Source organism: Rhizosphaericola mali, assembly GCF_004337365.2.
GTDB lineage: Bacteria > Bacteroidota > Bacteroidia > Chitinophagales > Chitinophagaceae > Rhizosphaericola > Rhizosphaericola mali.
This window is the reverse complement of record NZ_CP044016.1, coordinates 1097233-1118085: the sequence shown is the minus strand read 5'-3', so window position 1 is coordinate 1118085 and position 20853 is coordinate 1097233. Positions and strand designations below refer to the sequence as shown.

At 33.9% G+C, this 20853-nt stretch carries 17 protein-coding genes; 3 read left to right on the top strand and 14 right to left on the bottom strand.

Translation table 11 applies throughout. The annotated features are described in order from the left end of the window. Positions 1–40: 40 nt before the first annotated feature. The 4 genes from recQ to E0W69_RS04820 all read right to left on the bottom strand — a co-directional run bounded on the left by recQ (position 41) and on the right by E0W69_RS04820 (position 7868). On the bottom strand, positions 41–2350 hold the full coding sequence (recQ, locus tag E0W69_RS04835; RefSeq protein ID WP_225321398.1) for a DNA helicase RecQ: 2310 nt from the start codon (positions 2348–2350) through the stop codon (positions 41–43). A gap of 207 nt (positions 2351–2557) precedes the next feature. Further along, complete coding sequence (locus E0W69_RS04830) at positions 2558–5602, bottom strand: AAA family ATPase (RefSeq protein ID WP_131328903.1); 3045 nt, start codon at positions 5600–5602, stop codon at positions 2558–2560. 6 nt (positions 5603–5608) lie between these two features. After that, positions 5609–6814, bottom strand: coding sequence for a metallophosphoesterase family protein (locus E0W69_RS04825; protein ID WP_131328902.1), 1206 nt, complete (start codon positions 6812–6814; stop codon positions 5609–5611). A gap of 79 nt (positions 6815–6893) precedes the next feature. Beyond that, positions 6894–7868, bottom strand: a complete 975-nt coding sequence (locus E0W69_RS04820) for an ROK family protein (RefSeq protein ID WP_131328901.1) — start codon at positions 7866–7868, stop codon at positions 6894–6896. Between the two features lie 266 nt (positions 7869–8134). Between E0W69_RS04820 and E0W69_RS04815 the strand changes: the two genes are divergently transcribed. The 3 genes from E0W69_RS04815 to E0W69_RS04805 all read left to right on the top strand — a co-directional run bounded on the left by E0W69_RS04815 (position 8135) and on the right by E0W69_RS04805 (position 11668). Further along, positions 8135–9547: a glycogen synthase gene (locus E0W69_RS04815; RefSeq protein WP_131328900.1), complete on the top strand. Its 1413-nt coding sequence runs from the start codon at positions 8135–8137 to the stop codon at positions 9545–9547. A 24-nt stretch (positions 9548–9571) separates the two neighbouring features. Next, positions 9572–10858: a glucose-1-phosphate adenylyltransferase gene (locus E0W69_RS04810; protein ID WP_131328899.1), complete on the top strand. Its 1287-nt coding sequence runs from the start codon at positions 9572–9574 to the stop codon at positions 10856–10858. A gap of 159 nt (positions 10859–11017) precedes the next feature. After that, positions 11018–11668 (top strand): hypothetical protein, encoded by a 651-nt coding sequence (locus tag E0W69_RS04805; protein WP_131328898.1) that lies wholly within the window; start codon positions 11018–11020, stop codon positions 11666–11668. Between the two features lie 29 nt (positions 11669–11697). Here the strand turns inward: E0W69_RS04805 and E0W69_RS04800 are convergent, their stop codons facing one another. From E0W69_RS04800 to E0W69_RS04755, 10 genes are all read right to left on the bottom strand, one after another. Continuing rightward, the gene (locus E0W69_RS04800) at positions 11698–13149 is read right to left on the bottom strand and encodes a glycoside hydrolase family 30 protein (RefSeq protein WP_131328897.1); all 1452 of its coding nucleotides are present in this window, start codon (positions 13147–13149) and stop codon (positions 11698–11700) included. Positions 13150–13276: 127 nt separating this feature from the next. Beyond that, the gene (locus E0W69_RS04795) at positions 13277–13735 is read right to left on the bottom strand and encodes a DUF3592 domain-containing protein (protein WP_131328896.1); all 459 of its coding nucleotides are present in this window, start codon (positions 13733–13735) and stop codon (positions 13277–13279) included. Positions 13736–13759: 24 nt separating this feature from the next. Further along, on the bottom strand, positions 13760–14287 hold the full coding sequence (locus tag E0W69_RS20870; RefSeq protein ID WP_225321397.1) for a DUF59 domain-containing protein: 528 nt from the start codon (positions 14285–14287) through the stop codon (positions 13760–13762). Continuing rightward, positions 14253–14678 (bottom strand): SufE family protein, encoded by a 426-nt coding sequence (locus E0W69_RS04785; protein WP_131328895.1) that lies wholly within the window; start codon positions 14676–14678, stop codon positions 14253–14255. The genes E0W69_RS20870 and E0W69_RS04785 overlap by 35 nt, the downstream gene beginning before the upstream one ends. A gap of 11 nt (positions 14679–14689) precedes the next feature. Continuing rightward, a complete protein-coding gene (locus tag E0W69_RS04780) occupies positions 14690–15922 on the bottom strand; it encodes an aminotransferase class V-fold PLP-dependent enzyme (protein ID WP_131328894.1) in 1233 nt (410 codons plus the stop codon). A gap of 45 nt (positions 15923–15967) precedes the next feature. Continuing rightward, positions 15968–17299: a Fe-S cluster assembly protein SufD gene (sufD, locus tag E0W69_RS04775; RefSeq protein WP_131328893.1), complete on the bottom strand. Its 1332-nt coding sequence runs from the start codon at positions 17297–17299 to the stop codon at positions 15968–15970. 75 nt (positions 17300–17374) lie between these two features. Beyond that, positions 17375–18133, bottom strand: coding sequence for a Fe-S cluster assembly ATPase SufC (sufC, locus tag E0W69_RS04770; RefSeq protein ID WP_131328892.1), 759 nt, complete (start codon positions 18131–18133; stop codon positions 17375–17377). Positions 18134–18201: 68 nt separating this feature from the next. Then, positions 18202–19650 carry a Fe-S cluster assembly protein SufB gene (gene sufB / locus E0W69_RS04765; protein WP_131328891.1) on the bottom strand — a complete coding sequence of 483 codons (1449 nt, stop codon included), beginning with the start codon at positions 19648–19650 and terminating at the stop codon, positions 18202–18204. Between the two features lie 43 nt (positions 19651–19693). Continuing rightward, the gene (locus E0W69_RS04760; protein ID WP_131328890.1) at positions 19694–20041 is read right to left on the bottom strand and encodes a HesB/IscA family protein; all 348 of its coding nucleotides are present in this window, start codon (positions 20039–20041) and stop codon (positions 19694–19696) included. A 62-nt stretch (positions 20042–20103) separates the two neighbouring features. Beyond that, positions 20104–20685, bottom strand: coding sequence for an NADPH-dependent FMN reductase (locus E0W69_RS04755; protein WP_131328889.1), 582 nt, complete (start codon positions 20683–20685; stop codon positions 20104–20106). Positions 20686–20853: the final 168 nt, after the last annotated feature.

Sequence of the window (20853 nt, the reverse complement as noted above, 5' to 3'; positions counted from 1 at the left end):
CGAAAAATTCGAACCCTTTTTGTATATATTTCTATAAAAATTAGTTACCATATTCACAAAGGAATTTAATACGCATAATTTTCAATTGTTCCCAATTGTAATTGCTATCCGACATTTCCTCTTGTGCAACTTGCAAAGATGACGTCTCACATCCTTTGAAATAATCAATAATTTCTTCCTGTTCGTACTCATCTAACATATCGTCTATAGCATAGTTTAGATTCAATCTTGTACCACTTGCCGCGATAGTTTCCATTTCTTCCAATAAAGCATCGATACGCATATCTTTATTTTTAGCGATGGTTTCCAATGGGATACGTTTATCTACATTTTGGATGATGTAAATTTTGTTGTTGCTCTTGTTAGCAACACTCTTTACAACAAAATCATCTGGTTTTTCGATATTATTATCTTCAACATATTGCGCAATCAAGTTGATAAATGGCTTACCATATTTCAATGCTTTTCCTTTACCTACGCCTTGACATTTTTCCAATTCTGCAGTTGTAGATGGATACATGGTCGCCATATCTTGCAAAGAACTTTCTAAGAAAATTACAAATGGAGGTAGATTTTTACGCTTACCTTCTTTTTGCCTCAATTCTTTCAACATTTCAAAAAGTCGCTCGTCCGTTGCCGCACCGGCATTGCCTGTGCCATCTTCCTCATCATCTTCCGACTCTTCAAATTGATTGTTCAAAACAATTTCAAAGCTTGTCGGTTTCTTTAAGAACTTCTCTCCTTTTTCAGTCAATTTCAATAAACCATATTCTTCAATATCTTTTCTCAAAAGATCATTTAAAAGCATCTGACTGATCAAACTCGTCCAGAACAATTCATCTTTATCTTTTCCTATTCCGAAAATAGCAAGCTTCTCATGTTTGTACATGGTAATTTGCGGCGTTGCTTTTCCCTTCAAAATATTCAAAACATAATCAGTTGCAAATCTTTCATCTAAAGCGTTAATAACTTTCAAGACTTTAACGACATCCTCTTTCGCTTCAATTTTTTCTTTAGTATGTGTACAGTTGTCACAATTGCCACAATTTTCAGTATTCCAATCTTCTCCGAAGTAATGCATTAACACCTTACGACGACATACAGAAGTCTCTGCAAATGCCAATGTCTCAGAAATTAATTGTGCACCGACTTCTCTTTCGCTAAGTGGTTTATCTCGCATCAAATGTTCCAATTTAGAAACATCCTTATGAGAATAATACAAAATACATTTTCCTTCCAATCCATCACGTCCGGCTCTACCCGTTTCTTGATAATAGTTCTCAATAGATTTTGGAATATTAAAGTGGATTACAAAACGAATATCCGGCTTGTCAATACCCATTCCAAATGCGATGGTCGCAATAATTACTTGCACATCTTCATTTAAAAATTGATCTTGACGATCCGCTCTTACTTTGGCATCCAAGCCAGCATGATAAGCGACAGCCTTGATATTATTAGCCACCAATAATGCAGCTAATTCTTCCGTTGTTTTTCTATTTAACGTATAAATAATGCCACTTTTCCCTTTGTTTTGGGAAATAAAGCGAACAATGCTTTTTATAGTTTGATCTTTCTTCAATTTGGGTACTACTTCATAGTACAAATTGGATCTATTAAAAGAAGAAATGAAAATATTTGGACTACGTAAACCAAGATTTTTAACAATATCACTTTGCACTTTCGGTGTTGCTGTTGCTGTTAAAGCGATTACAGGCAAATCTGGATTGATAATCTCCATCATCTCACGTAATCGGCGATATTCTGGACGAAAATCATGTCCCCATTCAGAAATACAGTGTGCCTCATCTACGGCGAAAAAAGACAATTTCAAATCTCTGAAAAAATCTAAATTTTCTTGCTTGGTCAATGTCTCTGGAGCGACATACAGTAATTTAGTTTTTCCAGACAGCAAATCGTCTTTTACCTGTTTAATTTGACCTTTATTGAGAGAAGAATTTAAAAAGTGAGCGACATTGTCATTTTCACTATAACCTCTGATAAGATCTACCTGATTCTTCATCAAAGCAATTAAAGGACTTACTACTATAGCACAACCTTCTAAGATTAGTGCCGGCAATTGATAACAAAGACTCTTTCCGCCACCAGTGGGCATTATTACAAAAGTATCGTTACCATTCAACAAACTATTAATGGCATCTTCTTGTTTGCCTTTAAAAACTTTGAAACCAAAATGAGCTTCTAGCTTTCCCAGTATATCGTGATTATGTTGTTTAGAGCTCTTCTTCGTAGTAGAAATACTTTGCTTCTTTTTTGGCATTTTTTCCATTACTTCTTCTACAGCCGCAATATCTTCGCCGGCTTTTACTTTTTTTACACTTGTTGCCATTTTTGGAGGATATAAACCTTTTAATTGAATTTGAAACCGTCTTTAAAGATAATTCAAATTTTACTAAAATCTGCGATTACTAGATTTTATTTCTCTCTTTTAACGATTGATTTGTGTCCCATAAATTTAGGGGAAACGAAGTTACACAAAAATTTCCCTTTTATTGAAAAATAATGAAAAACAAAAGCCTTTTTTATTAAAATTTTATTAATCATTGTTAAATGTCAAATAACTTCCTGTTTCGGGATCATTTTTGACAAAAAGGGAAATGGGAATTTCTTGCTGCAACTCCTCTACATGGGAAATTACACCGACAATTCGATGCTCTTTTCGTAATGATTTCAAGGTTTCAAATACAATATTCAAACTGTTTTTATCCAAAGATCCAAAACCTTCATCCAAAAAGAAGAAATTTTGCTGATCTGATTTATTCGCTTGTACGCTATCCGCTAAAGCCAAAGCCAAACAAAGTGCCGCTTGAAAAGTCTGTCCACCGGAAAGCGTTTTGACACTTCGATATTTGCCTTCGTTCATATAATCAATGACGATAAATTCATTTTTATCATTGAGATCCAATTGTAAGTGATTGTTTGTCAATTGATAAAAACGATTATTGGCTGATTGACACAATTGCTGCAAATACACAGAGGAAATATAATTGACAAAACCTTGTCCTTTAAATAAGTTGAATAAAGTATAAATATTTTCCTGTCTCAGTTGCAAGGAATTGACTTCTTTACCAAGTGTATCCTTAGTTTGTAGGTCTTCTGTTAATTGCTTTATTTGCCCAGAAAGATTGCCATTTTGTTTCTGTAGTTCGGTTATTTTTTGATTTAATTCAGCCAATTCCAATTGTGCTTTTTCCAAATCATTCGCATTGAAATCCTTACCTTTTACTTGTTCATGGAAGGTTGCCATTTGTGTAGCCAACGCATGCAACTGCTTATTAAACGCTTCAATTATGGTTCGTTCTTTTGTAATATCAATCGCGGTATCCAAAATAGCAATAACTTCCTCCAAATTTTCAAATGTGCTTTGTTTCAATTTCTCATGAAGAGAGAATTCCACGTCCGTCCGTTCTTTTTCATTTTGAGTTAATTCTTGCTTTTGACTGATAAGCGAACTTTCCGCCTTTGTAAGTACAGTTTCATTTGCTTTTATCCTTTCCGAATAAAGCTTAAAATCTGCGACAACTTTTGTTATCTGTTTACTTAAATTTACTTTTTCAGCATTTAATTCATCCAAATCTTTTTGAGCGAAATCGTCCAATTTTAGTTGTTGCAGATGCGAAGAATCTTGAATTATTTGAATTCTCAAATTTTCAATTTTCTGTTCTATTTCAACTAAAGCAAGCGCATATTTATGTTTTTCGTCTTGTAATTTTTGAAAATTTAATTTTTCAGTATTCCAATTAACTCGCAATTTTTTCAAATTATCACTTGCCGATTTTACTTTTTCGAAAGATAATTGGAATGCGGCGATATCATCATTATCAAATTTATCCCAACTAAATTTGGTCAAATGCTTGGCTAAATTTTCCTTTTTGTCTTGTATTTCAAGTGTATTTTGTGTGAGTAGGTTTTCTTGTGATTTATAGGCAATAAATAATTGATTCAATTGATTTTCAATTGATTTCAATTCATTCATTTGCATATTTAATGTTTCGGCTTGCTGATTAATTACTTGTGAGTGTTTGGATATATTCTCCGCTTTCAAGACATCAGGATGATGCATTGCTCCACACAGCGGACAAGGAATTCCATCTTCCAAATTCGTCGCAAAGGTTTGTAATTCAGTACGGACAGCTATTTGATTCGCTTGCTGTTGATTTTCCGTAATCTGAATTTCCAAAGCTTGTTTTTTAGCAAAGATTTGTTCTTGCCAATCGGAAACTTTATAGCCTAATTTTTCAAATTCTAATTCATTTTTGAGTAGTTCGCTTTTAATTTTTTCGGATTTCTTAGTCAAAAAATCCAATTCTTTTTCAACTGAATTTCTAGTTTCCCACCAATTTTGTATTTGAAAATAAATATCCAAATTATCCGCATCTTTTTCTAATAAAGAAATCTGTACTTCCAGCTCTTTGATAGATTTTTCGTATGCTTGAAGTGCTACATCTTTATCATCTACAAATTTTTGACCTTTTATTTGGCGGCTTTTTTGAAGTTCAATTTCTTTTTCATTTTTTAGAATACTGAAGGCAAAATCATATTCATGCAAAAGCGATCTTTGTTCCTCTAAAGCATCATTTGCTTTTTGAATGGGAACAAATGCTGCTGTTAAATCTTTATTTTCGGATTGAATATTGGTAAAATCAAGTTGTAATTGTGAAATCAGTTTTTGACGTTCTTGTATTTTGTTGGCAATATTTCCCCTATTAGAAATCAAACTTTCAAATTCTAATTTAGCGGTTTCGTATACTTGCAAATTTTGTTTCCTAGTATCGAAATCAGACGATTGCGCTTGCAAACTTTCGTATTCCTTTTGCGTAGCGTGTAAAGCGTCAAATATTTTCGCCAAATCAACAAGTTCTTTAACTTGAATTTCTTTTGTTTTTTGAAGTTCGGAAAAAGTCGAAATTTCAGTTTGAACTTGTGCTGATTGTTGTTTTAATTCAACTAATTGTTCCGGATTTTTATTTTCATATTGAGATAAAGCACCATTTTTAATATCCAATTGATGTTTATTTTCATTCAATATTTTGCCAATATTATCACTCAAATCAAATCTTTCCAATTGAAAAATATCCAAAAGCATCTTTGTTCTTTCTCCTGCAGTCAATTGCAAAAATTCCTGAAATTTTCCTTGTGGAATAATAACCGTACGACGAAAATTTTCATAACTCAGATGAATATATTGCGCCGCATCCGCCGATGGCAAAGGCGTCCACTGATCATTTTCCCAAAGAAAAGCATTGCGCTCAATCGTACCAACATCTTCAAATCGCTTACTATTACGTCGCGCTTTTGCTTCAAACCTGTACAATCTCCCATCATAATTTTCAAAATCAAATACAATGGACAATGTATTGGATTTAAGATTCATCATATTGTAGGCACGTGTATCTTTCAGGCCTAATCGCTCTGTCTGACCATACAATGCAAAACCAATCGCCTCTAAAATCGAAGATTTGCCACTGCCAACTGCACCAAAGATTCCGAAAAGTCCAGCCGAAGTGAGATTTTCAAAATCAATTTCCTCTTTATTTTGATAGGAATAAAGGCCTTGAATAGAGAGTTTTTTGGGTAACATCGTCGACTAGTGCTTGATTTCTTTAAATAATTCTAATAGTTCGTCTGAGGGAGTTTGGCCTTTTTTGGAATAAAAATATTGTTTGAATAACTCCGTAATATCTTCATTCAGATTAATATTTTGTCGTTGCGATGGTGAAGCATTTTCACTCGTAATTTCGGGAATGATCATTATTATTCCATCGTGCGCCGTATTTAAGGCTTTTCTATTTTCTGCAGTCAAATAAGTTTCACTTTGGATAGTTAACTCGACCAAAGTATTTGTATTCTCTCTTAACCATTGAACCGCTAATGACACATCATCAAATTTTTTACGATGCAAAATGCGACCAGAATGCAAAGCAACATCTTTGACTCTTACAGGTATATTGGGCTCGATATCCAAAATGCGCACAAATTTCTGCTGACCAGCTTCTGCAAAGGAATAGGACAATGGCGAACCGGAATAATTAACCATCCCGACAGCACCTTTCACGGTATGTCCACGATGCAAATGTCCAAGTGCCGTATATTGAATTTGGGAAGGAATATTTTCGGAAAAAATCGCAGCTGCAGTTCCAATATTGATCGGTCGTTCATCCTCTGGTTCTTCTGGAGGAGTTGTGTCTTTTTGCATCACAAATAAATGCGCCAATAAAATATTTACACCATTTTCATCACAATATTTATCTGCCAAATTTTGCCATTGTGTATGTAAAATTTCATTCAAATGAGCATCCTCATTTTCCGATCCCAAATAAGTTTTTAGCCGGAATTCATTTGCATAAGGAGTTAATATGAGACGTAAAGGATAACTATAATTTGAAAGTTTTATTTCTATAAATCCTGGCGATGTGTTTGTAATTTGAAATTTTACCTCATCTGCCATACCACTGATTTCTGAATGAGGATATCCGGCAAAAATAATTCCGCAAGCCTTTGCCAATGGATCAGGAGCCTCTATCCTATCAGGACTATCATGATTACCGGCAATTGCAATAACGGGTCGAGTGCCGTTATTCGTTAATTTTTTTAAGGTAAAATACAGCAATTCGGTTGCTTCCACGGTTGGATTAAAACTATCAAACAAATCTCCTGCTACTAAAACAACATCAATATTTTCCGAATCGGCAATTTGTACAATTTCATCTAAAACTTGCCTTTGCTCCTCAATTCGGTTAAAATTGCCCAATTTTTTGCCTAAATGCCAATCACCCGTGTGTAAAATACGCATATAACAAAATTACAAAAGAAAGCTCCGATTAGAAAATCTAAACCGGAGCTTTCTTTTGTATAAAATAAATATCAATCGCTTATTTCAATTCCCATACCAATGCACTTGCACCCAAGATTGCGGCATCAGATTCATTCAATTCGCTCTTAATAATTTTCACCTTATTTTGGAAAATAGGAAGTAAATGTTTTTCCATGTGCTCTTTAGTAGGATTCAAAATATAATCACCTGATTTCATCAAACCACCAAATAAAACAATCGCTTCCGGAGAAGAAAACATAACAAAATTAGCTAATGCCAAACCGAGAATTTTACCAGTATATTCAAAAACCTCTTTAGCTAATATATCTCCTTGAATCGCACAGTCGTAGATCAAACGACTATCAATTTCTTCTGGTGAATAATGCGCTAACAAACTATTTTTTTCAGGATATTTAGCCAAAAATTCCAATGCCGTTAACCTAACACCTGTTGCAGAGGCATAAGTTTCAAGTGAACCTTCTGCTCCCGTTGACCAGTGCTTTCTACCACCAGGAATGGTAATCGTATGTCCTAATTCGCCTGCGAAACCGTCATGGCCATATACTACTTTGCCATCAATAACGATACCGCTACCTACACCTGTTCCCAAAGTAATCATGATAAAATCTTTCATACCGATAGCAGCACCATAAGTCATCTCACCTACCGCTGCAGCATTGGCATCATTAGTAAGTGCTGCAGAAATGCCAAAACGTTTTTGCACTAACTCTGCTAAGGGGATAAATCCTTTCCATGGAAGATTCGGTGCATATTCAATAGAGCCATTGTAATAGTTTCCATTTGGTGCTCCGATTCCGATGCCATGAATATAATCCCGACCTCCCACTTGCTCTATAATCGGCGCAATCGCATCATACAATGCATCCAAATATTCATTGATATCAGTATATTTTTTTGTACTTATTGCTCCTCTGTATGTAATCACACCTCTATGATCTACAATTCCAAAGACACTATTCGTGCCACCTATATCAATCCCGATAGCTAATTTTTGTGAAACAGGTACAGACATATTTAACTTAATTAATTTTTTTAAAAAGTTGTCAAATATAAACTACTCAATTTGATTTTTTGAATAAATCTCGATTAAAAGAAAAAAATAGAAAAATTATAAAAAAAACAGTTAAAATTTGATAGACTACTGTTAGTTAATCAAATATAAATATCGAACTATAAATAAAAAAATATTCTTAATTTTTTATTTATACTAATATCTCTGATTCTTTTTTCATTACTTTTAGCAATTAAAGGTTGTTGAGTACATATAAAGAAAAATTTATGAAGATTGTCCATGTTACGGCAGAATGTTATCCCGTTGCAAAAGTTGGAGGATTAGGAGACGTAGCAGGAGCTTTACCTAAATATCAAAACCTAGCCGGTGAAGACGCCAAGTTGATAATGCCCATGTACAAAACGCCATTTTTGTATAATCATGAATGGGAAAATGCCTATCAAGGTAATGCATCCATTGGTAACCATGCTTTTGAATTCACGGTTATAAAAGAAAAACACAATAGTCTTGGTTTTGATTTGTATTTATTAGACATTAATGGAGTTTTAGATAGAGAAAAAGTATATGGTTATAGTGATGATACATATAGATTTTTATCTTTTCAGATAGCCGTAGTGCATTGGTTAAGTCATTGGGAAGACAAACCTGATGTCATCCACTGCCACGATTATCACACAGGTATGATTTCATTTATGATGAAGCATTGTTATGCCTATCAAAATTTGAGTAATATTCCGAGTATATTGACGATACATAACGCACAATATCAGGGGCAATTTGGATGGAATCAAGTTGATTGGATTCCAGCATTTGATCCTACTGTTGGAGGCTTAATTGAATGGAAAAATGATATCAATCCATTAGCAACTGCTATTAAGAATTCATGGAAGGTAAATACAGTTAGTGATGGCTATCTACATGAATTAATATACAATAGCAATGGACTCGAAGATTTATTTGAGTATGAGAAAGGTAAATGTTCTGGTATATTGAATGGAATTGATGACCAGTTATGGAATCCAAATACAGATAATTACATTTCTCATCATTATAATGTACAAAATTATAAAGCTGGTAAAGAAAAAAATAAAGAAGCAATTTGTAAACAATTTGGAATTGATGGAAGTAAGCCATTATTTGCATTTATTGGGAGATTAGTTGGAGAAAAGGCTGCAGATTTACTACCTGATGCAATTTTATCTTCCCTTTATTTACTAAAAGGACGGATATCTTTCATCATTTTAGGAAGTGGAGAAAAAGAAACTGAAAATCAATTGAGAAGTATCAATAGTCTTTTCCCTTCATTTTATCATGCAGATATAGGATATAATGAAGCGCTAAGCCATCAATTATATGCTTCAGCAGATTTCTTATTAATGCCAAGCAGAGTAGAGCCTTGTGGATTAAATCAAATGTATTCCATGCGCTATGGGACCATTCCAATTGTTAGGCGTACAGGAGGGCTTAAAGATACAGTTAAAGACGTTGGAGATGGAGGCTGGGGTATTTGCTTTAATAATGCAACTTCAGAAGAAATTATATATTCGATTGGAAGAGCTATGGAAATATCACATAACCCAAAAATCATGGATAAAATGATCGAAGCAGGTATGCAAATTGATCATAGTTGGAATAAAACAGTAACTCAATATTTAGATCTTTATAGATCTTGTTTTTAACACTTTAAAATACACCTAAATAAAATGATTAAATTATTATCTAACGAAGTTGTTGCCGTTATTTTAGGAGGAGGAGCGGGTACAAGATTATATCCATTGACAGCAAATCGCTCTAAACCAGCAGTGCCCATTGCAGGGAAATATAGATTAGTTGATATCCCCATTAGCAATTGCTTAAATTCAGGTATAGACCGTATGTTTGTTTTGACGCAATACAATTCCGCTTCATTAAATCGCCATATTAAAAATACTTATCAATTTGGTGCTTTCAGTAATGGCTTTACCGATATTTTGGCAGCTGAGCAAACACCTGAGGGCGACTCATGGTATCAAGGAACGGCAGATGCTGTGAGACAATCCTACAAACATATCCGAAATCATAATTTCGATTACTTATTGATTTTAAGCGGTGATCAATTATACAAAATTGATTTTGCGGAAATGATTCAAAATCATGTGGAAAAAAATGCAGACATCAGTATTGCTACAATTCCGGTAACGAGTGATGAAGCAGAAGACTTTGGTATTATGAAAATAAATGAAGAAAGTACAATCACTTCTTTTATTGAAAAACCAAAGAAAGATTTACATGCTGATTGGGTAAGTGATACAGGTCTAGAGATGCAATCAAAAGGTCGCAATTTCTTAGCATCCATGGGTATCTACATTTTCAGTAAAAATGCTATACAAGATTTATTAGCTGAAAATCCAGCTGCGACTGATTTCGGTAAAGAAATAATTCCATTAGCGATTGAAAATAAAAAAGTTATTAGTTATCAATATAATGGTTACTGGACAGATATCGGAAATATTCCTTCATTTTTTGAAGCAAACATAGGTTTGACTGCAGATATTCCCGAAATAGATTTATACGATAGTGCGCAGACAATTTATACCAGACCACGTATGTTGCCTGCGGCCAAGATCTCTAATAGTTATTTGGATCATGCCATCATAGCCGAAGGAAGTATACTTCTATGTGAACGAATTGAACACAGTATTATAGGCATTCGTTCCCGTATTGGATTTGGTAGCGTCATTAAGACCTCTTACATTATGGGATGCGATTATTATGAAACATTAGAAGAAATTGTAGAGGAAAAAGACCGCGGTGTTCCAGCACTTGGGATTGGAGATAATTGCCATATTGAGAATGCTTTAATCGACAAAAATGCCCATATCGGCAATAATGTAATTATACGTGGGCATGAAGGTTTGGAAAATACAGACACTCCAGAATACATGGTTAAAGATGGTATTGTCGTTATTAAGAAGAATGCTTTTATTCCAGAAGGCACTATTATTCAATAGTAAATTATAATTCTATATAAAAGAGGAACTTTTTAATCATTGAAAAGTTCCTCTTTGCGTTATGATATTGTTATTTTGAATTATTTATAAAATAATTCATTAAACTTTATACGAATATTATAAGTCAATTCATTATAGAATTAATTATAACAACATACTATGAAATATCTATATATCAGCATTTGTTTGCTATTCATTCAGACGGAAACATCAGCACAAACGACTTTAAATAATACACTAAAATATTTTCTAATACAAAATCTATATTCTATTCAAAATCTAAATATTGAGTATAATTTACAAAGTAGAATTGATAAAATTGGAAATTTAGACATTAATTATAATTCAAAAGACAGAGTTGATAAAGTTGGAAATCTTCGTGTTTTATACAATACTGATGATCAAATTATTCAAATAGGAACCGCACCAATTGGCTATGATTCTGAAAATCGTATAAACGAAATTGGGAATGAAGTTGTTGAATACAACCCAGACGATCAAGTTACTAAAATAGGAGATTTGGAAATTCTATACGATATGAATGAACAAATTTGTCAAATTGGCTCTAATCAGATAAATTATGATTTAGAAAACCGTATTAGAAAAATTGGGGATTTGAATATTGAATATAAACTAGATGATCGAATTTCCAAAATTGGAGATCAAACTGTGGAGTATAATTTAAACAATGCAGTTGGTGATGTAAATAATTTAAACATTGATTCTAATCTTAGTGGATTGACTGATTTAATATTGGTGAAGATCGTCACCAAATTACAAAAAGACAATTCATCAATACAAGTTAGATAAATAAAAAAGCGACTTTAGAGTCGCTTTTTTTAAAGTAATATCGTACCAATAGAATGCGGAGAACTAGTCACCTCAACTACTTTTTTATTTAAAAGTAATTTATATTTAAGCGTTTCATCACTTTGGTTTAAAACTATCGTTGCAATGCTTCCATCAATATTTTGAAAAGATGTAACTCCTAGTTTTGCTACATTGGTGGAAGTAGCGATGCGCTTAGCACCAGGTTTGATATATTTGGAAAATTGCCCAATATAATAATACGCCAAAGTATAAACGACTTCTTTTTTATCCAAATCTGCGATAACTGGCGCAAAACAATAGTTACCGACATGATTAGGCCCACCATTTTGATCTAACAAGATATTCCAATCGGTCCACGCTTCTACCCCGCTATTCAAATCATTTAAAATATTATTTCCATACAATTCGCCTAATTTTTTATCCATGATTTTGGAATAATCAAATTTTTCCAAACAACCTTCTGTGAATATCAAATGTTTATCAGGGAAAGATTGTTTCACCGCTACTTCATTTTGAAATAATTGCACTTTAGAATTCCAAGTTTCATACCAATGAATCCCAGTACCCCAAACATATTTCGCAGCTTCTGGATCATTCAAAATTGTTGATGCATATTGATAAATCAAATCACGATTATGATCCCAGACAATCATTTTTTTATCTTTCATTCCATTTTTCCAAAGAGTGGGTCCAAGATTATTTTTGATAAAATCCCTTTCCATTTCAGCAGAGAATTGGCAAGATTCCCAAGTTTGTACAGCCATTGGCTCATTTTGAACCGTCAAGCCCCATACTGGAAGATTACGAGATTCTAATGCTTGAATATATTTGACAAAATAATTGGCCCAAGCGCCATAATATTCTTTCAATAAATGACCGCCTTTTACAACGCTGTTATTATCCTTCATCCAAGCTGGAGGACTCCAAGGACTAACAAATAATTTCATTTGATCTTTGCCGATGTATTGTGCTGCTTGTTGCAAAAGAGGAATACGATATTTCTCGTCATGTGCAATAGAAAATGTTTTTAAATCTTTGTCATTTTCCTGTACATAATTATATGTGTCACTCGAGAAATCACAACTTGCTATATTGGTACGAACGACATCATAGTTTAGTCCATCATCATTCTTTCCATAATATGCTTTGAGAAATTCCACTTGTTGCGGTTTGGATAATTTAGCAAATACTTCCGCAGATGCGTCCGTAATAGCTCCACCAAAGCCAATTAATTGTTGAAATTGATGTTTCGAATCAATAAAAACAAATGCATCCACTTCTTTTGGTTGATCAATCGTTTCAGAACTATAATTGATAGGAACTTTTTTCAAAAGCGTGTCCGTTCCGGCAACCGTCCAATAAGAAATTGGCGTCTTTGTTTTCTGTGCTTCTATTGTGTTAAAGTGTGCAATCGACAGCAATCCAATACTTAAAAAGTATTTGTAATTTTTCAAATTCATATTTCTATTTATCGTTAAACAATCGAAACAAAGAACGGATATTTCATTGGATTTTAGCAAAAGAATTTGGATAAAATACCCCTACAAATACACTACAAATGAACCACTTACATAAAAAAAGCAATACTTAGAAAGTATTGCCATCATATCTTGGTTTTCTAATCTTCGGTGCTTTCTCTTCTGCCTCGATATCATCCAGACGCTCTTGTGATGGATTGCTTGTTATTGCAATAGATAATTGAAGTAATAATATATAAATCACTATACAAGCTAATATCTCCTTCCATCGAACCCAATAGCCCCACATACGATAAACAGAAGCTTTTTCAGGATGTGCGTCCTCGTATATCACTTTTACTTTTTGACCTCTAGTATATTTATTCAAAACATATGCAGGATCAAAAGTTTGGTATTGATGCAAGCTATACTCATATTTTACTCTAGGGAAATGCTGATTGGTTTTGATATTCAAAGAATCCACTACCACACCTTCTGTATACTTTCCATCAACAAAATCAGGTCTTCTGCTAAATGGCAAATAGCACGCAAAACACACTAAAAATAAAATGAGTACAGTCTTATACAAAATGAAAATTTACAATTTTACAATTTAGAGAAATCCTAATTCTAGTTTAGCTTCTTCAGACATCATATCCTTTGTCCATTGTGGCTCAAAAGTCAATTGTACGTGTACTTCTGTTACGCCTTCAATAGCCTTGATTTTATCCTCCACTTCTAAAAGAATATCTCCTGCAACTGGACAACCTGGAGCTGTTAATGTCATCGTTACAAAAATGACATTATTTTCCTTAATCTCAATCTTGTACACCAACCCCAATTCCATAATATTTACTGGAATTTCAGGATCGTAAACAGTATGAAGTGCCAATTCAATTTTATCTCGAATGGTCAATCCATTATTATTCAAAATATCATCTTCGATTTGTTCACCCAAACTATCCAAAGGTTCTTGCGTTTCATTCTTAATTTCTTCCGAAGCCTTATTTTCCATTGATTCTTCTGACATAACTACCTCCTTATTTGACACACCATCATCTTGTTTGCTTTTCGGTTGAGAAGAGCATTTAGACTTTGGATCATCCTTACTTTTGTTCCAATTTTTGAAGAGCGAAAGCATATTCTTTTATTTGTTTTACCATGGAAGACAATCCATTAGATCTTGTTGGAGACAAATGGCTATGAAGTCCAATCTCATCAATAAAATGTAGATTATTATCCAAAATCTCCGCAGGTGTATGACCTGAATAAACTTTGATAATCATGCTAATCAATCCTTTTGTAATGATTGCATCGCTGTCTGCAGTGAAATCAATTACGCCATTATTGTAATCTGCATGTACCCACACTTGAGACTGACAACCTTTAATTTTATAATCTTCCGTTTTATATTTTTCATCAATCAGTGGTAATTCTTTACCTAACTGAATAATCATTTCGTATTTGTCCATCCAATCAGTCAAGAATTCAAAATCTTCAATAATTTCTTGCTGTTGTTCTTCGATTGTCATCTTATTAAATCCTATTTTAAAATTGCAGCAGCTTTTTCGATACCCACTGCCAATTGATCAATTTCTTCTTTTGTATTATATATGGCAAATGAAGCTCTCACGGTACCTGGAATATGATAAATACCCATCAATGGTTGACAACAATGGTGTCCCGTACGAACTGCAATTCCTTGTTTGTCTAAAATTTCACCTAAATCAAATGGATGAATATTTCCCACCAAAAAAGAAATGCCACCAGTACGATTTTTCGCTTCGCCTATAAATTTCAAATCAGGAATAGCAGAAAGTTGTCCTAATGCATACGTCATCAGTTCATGCTCCGCTTCTTGGATTTGTTCAATTCCAATTTGTTCCAAAAAATCAACAGCATACCCCAATACAATCGCACCAGAAATATCAGGAGTTCCTGCTTCAAATTTGAAAGGTAGATCGTTATAAATCGTTTTTGCAAATGTTACTTCTTTGATCATATCACCACCACCTTGATAAGGAGGTAATTTATTTAACCATTCTTCTTTTCCATAAAGACATCCGATCCCAGTAGGACCATACATTTTATGACCAGAAAATGCAACAAACTCTACATCCAAATCTTGTACATCCAATGGCATGTGTTGAATTGCTTGCGCAACATCTAACATCACAGGTATGTCTTTTACATGTGCCTTTTCAATGATTTCTTTTACGGGATTTACAGTTCCCAAAGTATTAGAAACATAGGTCAAAGAAAGAAATTTCAACGTTGGATCATCTAAAAGTTCGTCCAATTTTACTAAATCCAACTCTCCATTTTCCAAAATAGGAATCACTTTCAATTGCGCTCCATGTTCTTCACATGTGATTTGCCAAGGAACAATATTACTGTGATGTTCCATTGCAGAAACAAGCACAGAATCGCCAGGTTTCAAAAATTTACGACCGAAACAATTGGCAACCAGATTCAAACTATCTGTCGTTCCTTTTGTAAAAATCACTTCATAATCATGTTTTGCATTGATAAATGCAGCGATTTTTTTCCTAGAAACTTCGTAAGCTTCCGTTGCTCTTTGGCTCAAAATATGTACGCCACGATGTACATTGCTGTTGATCGTGGTATAATATTCTTCCAAAGCATCTAAGACAAGTTTAGGTTTTTGCGTTGTCGCAGCATTATCCAAATAAACTAAAGGTTTATTATATACCTTTTGGTCTAGTATGGGAAATTCCTTCCTTATCTTTTGTATGTCTAATTTTGTTTCAATCATAATGTTGTGCTTCTACCCTTCTTAAAATCCTTCGCGCGCTATTGTCTATTTTACTTCTGCATTGCTAATTATATAGCTTACTTTTTCTTCTACATATTCACGTAAAGCTTCATTCGGAATTTTGCTCGTTACATCATTTGCAAACGCATTTACCAACATCGCTCTTGCTTGCGACTCTGCCAATCCACGTGCTTGCAAATAAAACAATGCATCTTTATCATATTGACCAATTGTTGTACCATGACTACATTTCACATCATCTGCATAAATTTCCAATTGCGGTTTGGAATTAATTACAGATTCATCAGAAAATAACATGTTATTATTGGATTGAAATGCATTGGTTTTCTGTGCATCTTCATGAACATAAATCCGGCCATTAAATACAGCTCGTCCACCTTCAATCATCACCCCTTTGTACAATTGATTACTTTGGCAATTGGGATTCAAATGATCTACTAATGAATGATTATCAATCACTTGTCCTTTACCAGAAAGATACAATCCATACATGTGCGTCTCTGTATTCTGACTTTCCAATTCCACATTCAGATTATTTCTGATAAGTTGAGCCTCAGGAATACTGTAAATATAATTTTCGTAACGACTATCTCTTTGTTGGGATACTTGCGTATTGTTGATATAGCGTTCTGTCGTTTTTCCATCTTGAACGATAGAATGTACTAATAAAGCATTTTCTGCTATTTGTAAATCAGAAACACTATTGATAAAATATACATTTTCACCTAAACAAACTCCAGTCTCAATAATTTCAATATTGGCACTTTTATTTACCACTACCAAGTTTCTTGGTTGGATAAATACATTGGCATTTGCTTGAAATATCTGAAAAATATGGATAGGTTTATCCAAAGTAAAACCACTTTTTACTTCGATACAAAAACCATCTTGGAAAAGAGCAGTATTGATGGCAACAAATGCATCTTTTGCATCTTTAACATCCATTCTGTTATTGATAGCATTTACAAAAAATTCTGTATTTTTTGCAGCCGAAACAGGTTGGATAGTTACGTTGTTGCTATCAGGTAAAATGGATAATTCAAAATTGATAGCTCCATTTACCAAAACTAATTTATAAGCATCCAAATTAGGAATAGCATTGTCAGAAATGATGGTTTCCAAGTTATCTTTTTCAATGGAGACAAAAGCATCATTGAATTGAAAATTGTCATTCAAAAATGGTTTGACATTGGTAAAACGCCAATATTCATTTTTGATAGTTGGAAAACCATTTTCCTTAAATGCGTCTAACGCTTTTTCCTGCAATGCAGCAAGCGCAGATCCATCTTTGGATTGTAAGTTGAAAGATTCAACTAATTGATCAAAAATATTTGCTGTAGCTATTTGATTAGACATAATTAAAATAATTTTCTATTTCCGTATTCGGATAAATAGATCATGAAACAAACTAAATAAATGAAAACGAAGCGATTATTCCACTTCGGCAGTTTGTTTCTTTAACCAGTCATAGCCTTTTTCTTCTAATTCTAAAGCTAATTCTTTCGTTCCCGTTTTTACGATACGACCATTCCATAATACGTGTACAAAATCAGGAACAATATAATTCAACAATCTTTGGTAGTGCGTAATCATGACAAATGCATTCTTTTCACTACGTAATTTGTTTACACCGTTAGAAACAATACGCAAAGCATCAATATCCAAACCAGAATCGGTTTCATCCAAAATGGACAACATTGGATCTAGCATCGCTAATTGCAATATTTCGTTTCTCTTTTTTTCACCACCAGAAAATCCTTCATTCAAAGAACGATTCACCAATTTGGCGTCAAATTCTACTAGTTTTTGTTTGTCTCTTGTCAATTGCAAAAACTCTTTAGGAGTCAATGGAGCCAGACCACGATGTTCGCGAACATCGTTCACAGCAGTTTTCAAAAAGTTAATATTGGATACACCAGGTATTTCTATAGGGTATTGAAATGCTAAAAACACACCTTCACGAGCGCGGATTTCGGGAGCCATATCCAATAGATTTTTACCATTGAAAATAACCTCACCATCTGTTACTTCGTAATCCTCTTTTCCTGCCAATACAGAAGCTAGAGAGCTTTTACCAGAACCATTAGGTCCCATGATAGCGTGTACCTCACCAGCACCAATTTCTAAGTTGATGCCCTTCAAGATTTCCTTATCTCCTACTTTAGCATGTAAATTTCTTATACTTAACATCTAATCGCTATTTAACTATGTTGTATTTGATGCGAATAAAAATTCGCTTTTATAAATAATTTTTAATTCTAACCTACACTTCCTTCTAATGTCAAGGACAGTAATTTTTGCGCCTCAACGGCAAATTCCATGGGCAAATTATCCAAGACTTCACGAGCATAACCATTGACAATCAATGCTACAGCTTGTTCGGTATCGATACCTCTTTGATTCAAATAGAATATTTGATCTTCACCTATTTTGGAAGTAGTTGCTTCGTGTTCCAATTTAGCTGTCGGATTTTTTGAATCAATATATGGAAATGTATGCGCACCGCATCTGTCTCCAATTAATAAAGAATCACATTGCGTGAAATTACGTGCATAATCCGCTTTCGCTCCCAAAGAAACAAGACCACGATAACTATTTTGACCATTGCCAGCAGAAATACCTTTGGAAATAATACGACTGCGTGTATTTTTTCCGATATGGATCATCTTCGTTCCAGTATCCGCTATTTGTTTGTTCTTTGTTACAGCAACAGAATAAAACTCACCATTGGAATTATCTCCTTGCAAAATTACGCTAGGATATTTCCAAGTAATGGCAGAACCTGTTTCTACTTGTGTCCAAGATATTTTAGAATTGACTCCACGACAAGCACCACGTTTTGTAACAAAGTTATAGATACCACCTTTACCATCTTTGTCACCAGGATACCAGTTTTGAACCGTGCTATATTTAATCTCCGCATTATCTAAAGCAACCATTTCAACAACCGCCGCATGTAATTGATTTTCATCACGTTGCGGAGCTGTACACCCCTCTAAATAACTTACATAACTACCTTCATCAGCGATAATTAAGGTACGTTCAAATTGACCTGTATTTTCAGAATTAATACGGAAATAAGTAGATAATTCCATCGGACATCTTACCCCCTTTGGAATATATACAAATGAACCATCTGAAAATACCGCAGCATTTAATGCACTGAAAATATTATCTGAATGAGGAACTACTGAACCTAAATATTTGCGTACTAAATCAGGATGCTCCTGTAATGCTTCACTGATGGAGCAAAAGATAATTCCTAATTCATTCAATTGCTTTTTGTATGTTGTAGCCACGGATACGCTATCAAAAACCGCATCCACAGCAACACCCGCTAATTGTTTCTGTTCATTTAAAGGAATCCCTAGTTTAGCGAAAGTCTCCAACAATTCAGGATCAACTTCATCCAAACTTTCGTATTTCTTTTTCTTTTTTGGTGCCGCATAGTAAGAGATTTTTTGAAAATCAATTGGCGGCATTTCAAAATATTGCCAAGAGGGCATTTGTGCTTTCAAAAAAGCACGATAACCTTTTAATCTCCATTCCAACATCCATTCTGGCTCATTTTTCTTTTCAGAAATAAAGCGAATGGTGTTTTCGTCTAGACCAGCTTTGGCGATATCCATATCGATATCTGTCACAAAACCATATTCATAGTCTTGTGTGGCCAGTTTTTCTAATATATCGTCGTTATTGTTACTCATTTCAAATTTTATATCAGCATCTCGCTGCTACTTATAAAAATATTTACACGGCAAAACTTTCCCCACAGCTACAAGTACGTGTAGCATTTGGATTGTTGAAATGCAATCCTTTTCCGTTTAAACCACCTGAAAAATCCAATTGTGTTCCGTATAGATATAAAAGACTTTTCATATCCACTACGATTTTAACTCCTTTATCTTCAAATACTTGATCCGTTGGTTTCATTTCTGTATCAAAATCCATCTGATATGTCAAACCAGAACATCCGCCACCTTTTACACCCACTCGTACAAATGAATCTGCAGGTTTCTTTTGATCTTGTATCAATTGACCGATAAATTCTTTCGCAGATTCTGATACGGTGATTGCGCTATCTACTACATTTTCCATAATCGACCTTCACTTTTCTTTAAAAAACTAATTTCCTATCTTAAAAATACAAAGTTAAAACATTAATTGACAATTGGCATTCGTTCCAAATGTATAAATTGCTTTGCATCATGCATTAAGGTTACCATTTTCTCAAATTTATGTTGATAAATAGTAGAAAAACTGCAAGATTGTTCCACAAAAAGATCATTTTTTACAATCGGAATACTATATGGTAAAACCCAAGCACGTAATGATTTGGCTACATTATCCATAGAATTAATACCCATCATCGCTTGTGCACCGTCCGCCCAACAAATCAAACCAACCAATTTATTCGTCAAATAAGGAATGGGATTTTTACTGGTAATTTCTAACCAGTCTAGGCAATTTTTCATAGCTCCCGGCATGCTTCCATGATACATTGGCGCCAACCAAATATGCAAATCAGCAGCTTGAAAAGCCTCTGCCATATTGATAACTGCATCTGGAATGCTTACCAACTCAGTATCTAATAATGGAATACCAGAACTAGCGACATCAAATATCTGAACTTGATATCCTTTCTTTTCAAATTCTTTAGATATAAAATTAGAGATTCGACCTGCTGTTGAGATTCCATTTTTACCTTCTGCTCCTACGCCATTAAAAACCAATACTTTCATCACCTTAACTTCAGAATAAAAATGAATACAAAGATAATAATTAAAAGGGTAGAAAAATTTTCAAATTAAACCTTTACGAGGATTTGACAATCAATGCTTTTGATCTCGAATTAGAGAAACTCTATAATAGTTATAAAATTGATTATTCTACCCCCAAGATTAAGCCCC

Excerpts from the sequence above, each read along its gene's own strand:
- recQ (WP_225321398.1), bottom strand. The coding sequence starts at position 2,350 with ATGGCAACAAGTGTAAAAAAAGTAAAAGCCGGCGAAGATATTGCGGCT.
- E0W69_RS04830 (WP_131328903.1), bottom strand. The coding sequence starts at position 5,602 with ATGTTACCCAAAAAACTCTCTATTCAAGGCCTTTATTCCTATCAAAAT.
- E0W69_RS04825 (WP_131328902.1), bottom strand. The coding sequence starts at position 6,814 with ATGCGTATTTTACACACGGGTGATTGGCATTTAGGCAAAAAATTGGGC.
- E0W69_RS04820 (WP_131328901.1), bottom strand. The coding sequence starts at position 7,868 with ATGTCTGTACCTGTTTCACAAAAATTAGCTATCGGGATTGATATAGGT.
- E0W69_RS04815 (WP_131328900.1), top strand. The coding sequence starts at position 8,135 with ATGAAGATTGTCCATGTTACGGCAGAATGTTATCCCGTTGCAAAAGTT.
- E0W69_RS04810 (WP_131328899.1), top strand. The coding sequence starts at position 9,572 with ATGATTAAATTATTATCTAACGAAGTTGTTGCCGTTATTTTAGGAGGA.
- E0W69_RS04805 (WP_131328898.1), top strand. The coding sequence starts at position 11,018 with ATGAAATATCTATATATCAGCATTTGTTTGCTATTCATTCAGACGGAA.
- E0W69_RS04800 (WP_131328897.1), bottom strand. The coding sequence starts at position 13,149 with ATGAATTTGAAAAATTACAAATACTTTTTAAGTATTGGATTGCTGTCG.
- E0W69_RS20870 (WP_225321397.1), bottom strand. The coding sequence starts at position 14,287 with ATGCTTTCGCTCTTCAAAAATTGGAACAAAAGTAAGGATGATCCAAAG.
- E0W69_RS04785 (WP_131328895.1), bottom strand. The coding sequence starts at position 14,678 with ATGACAATCGAAGAACAACAGCAAGAAATTATTGAAGATTTTGAATTC.
- E0W69_RS04780 (WP_131328894.1), bottom strand. The coding sequence starts at position 15,922 with ATGATTGAAACAAAATTAGACATACAAAAGATAAGGAAGGAATTTCCC.
- sufD (WP_131328893.1), bottom strand. The coding sequence starts at position 17,299 with ATGTCTAATCAAATAGCTACAGCAAATATTTTTGATCAATTAGTTGAA.
- sufC (WP_131328892.1), bottom strand. The coding sequence starts at position 18,133 with ATGTTAAGTATAAGAAATTTACATGCTAAAGTAGGAGATAAGGAAATC.
- sufB (WP_131328891.1), bottom strand. The coding sequence starts at position 19,650 with ATGAGTAACAATAACGACGATATATTAGAAAAACTGGCCACACAAGAC.
- E0W69_RS04760 (WP_131328890.1), bottom strand. The coding sequence starts at position 20,041 with ATGGAAAATGTAGTAGATAGCGCAATCACCGTATCAGAATCTGCGAAA.
- E0W69_RS04755 (WP_131328889.1), bottom strand. The coding sequence starts at position 20,685 with ATGAAAGTATTGGTTTTTAATGGCGTAGGAGCAGAAGGTAAAAATGGA.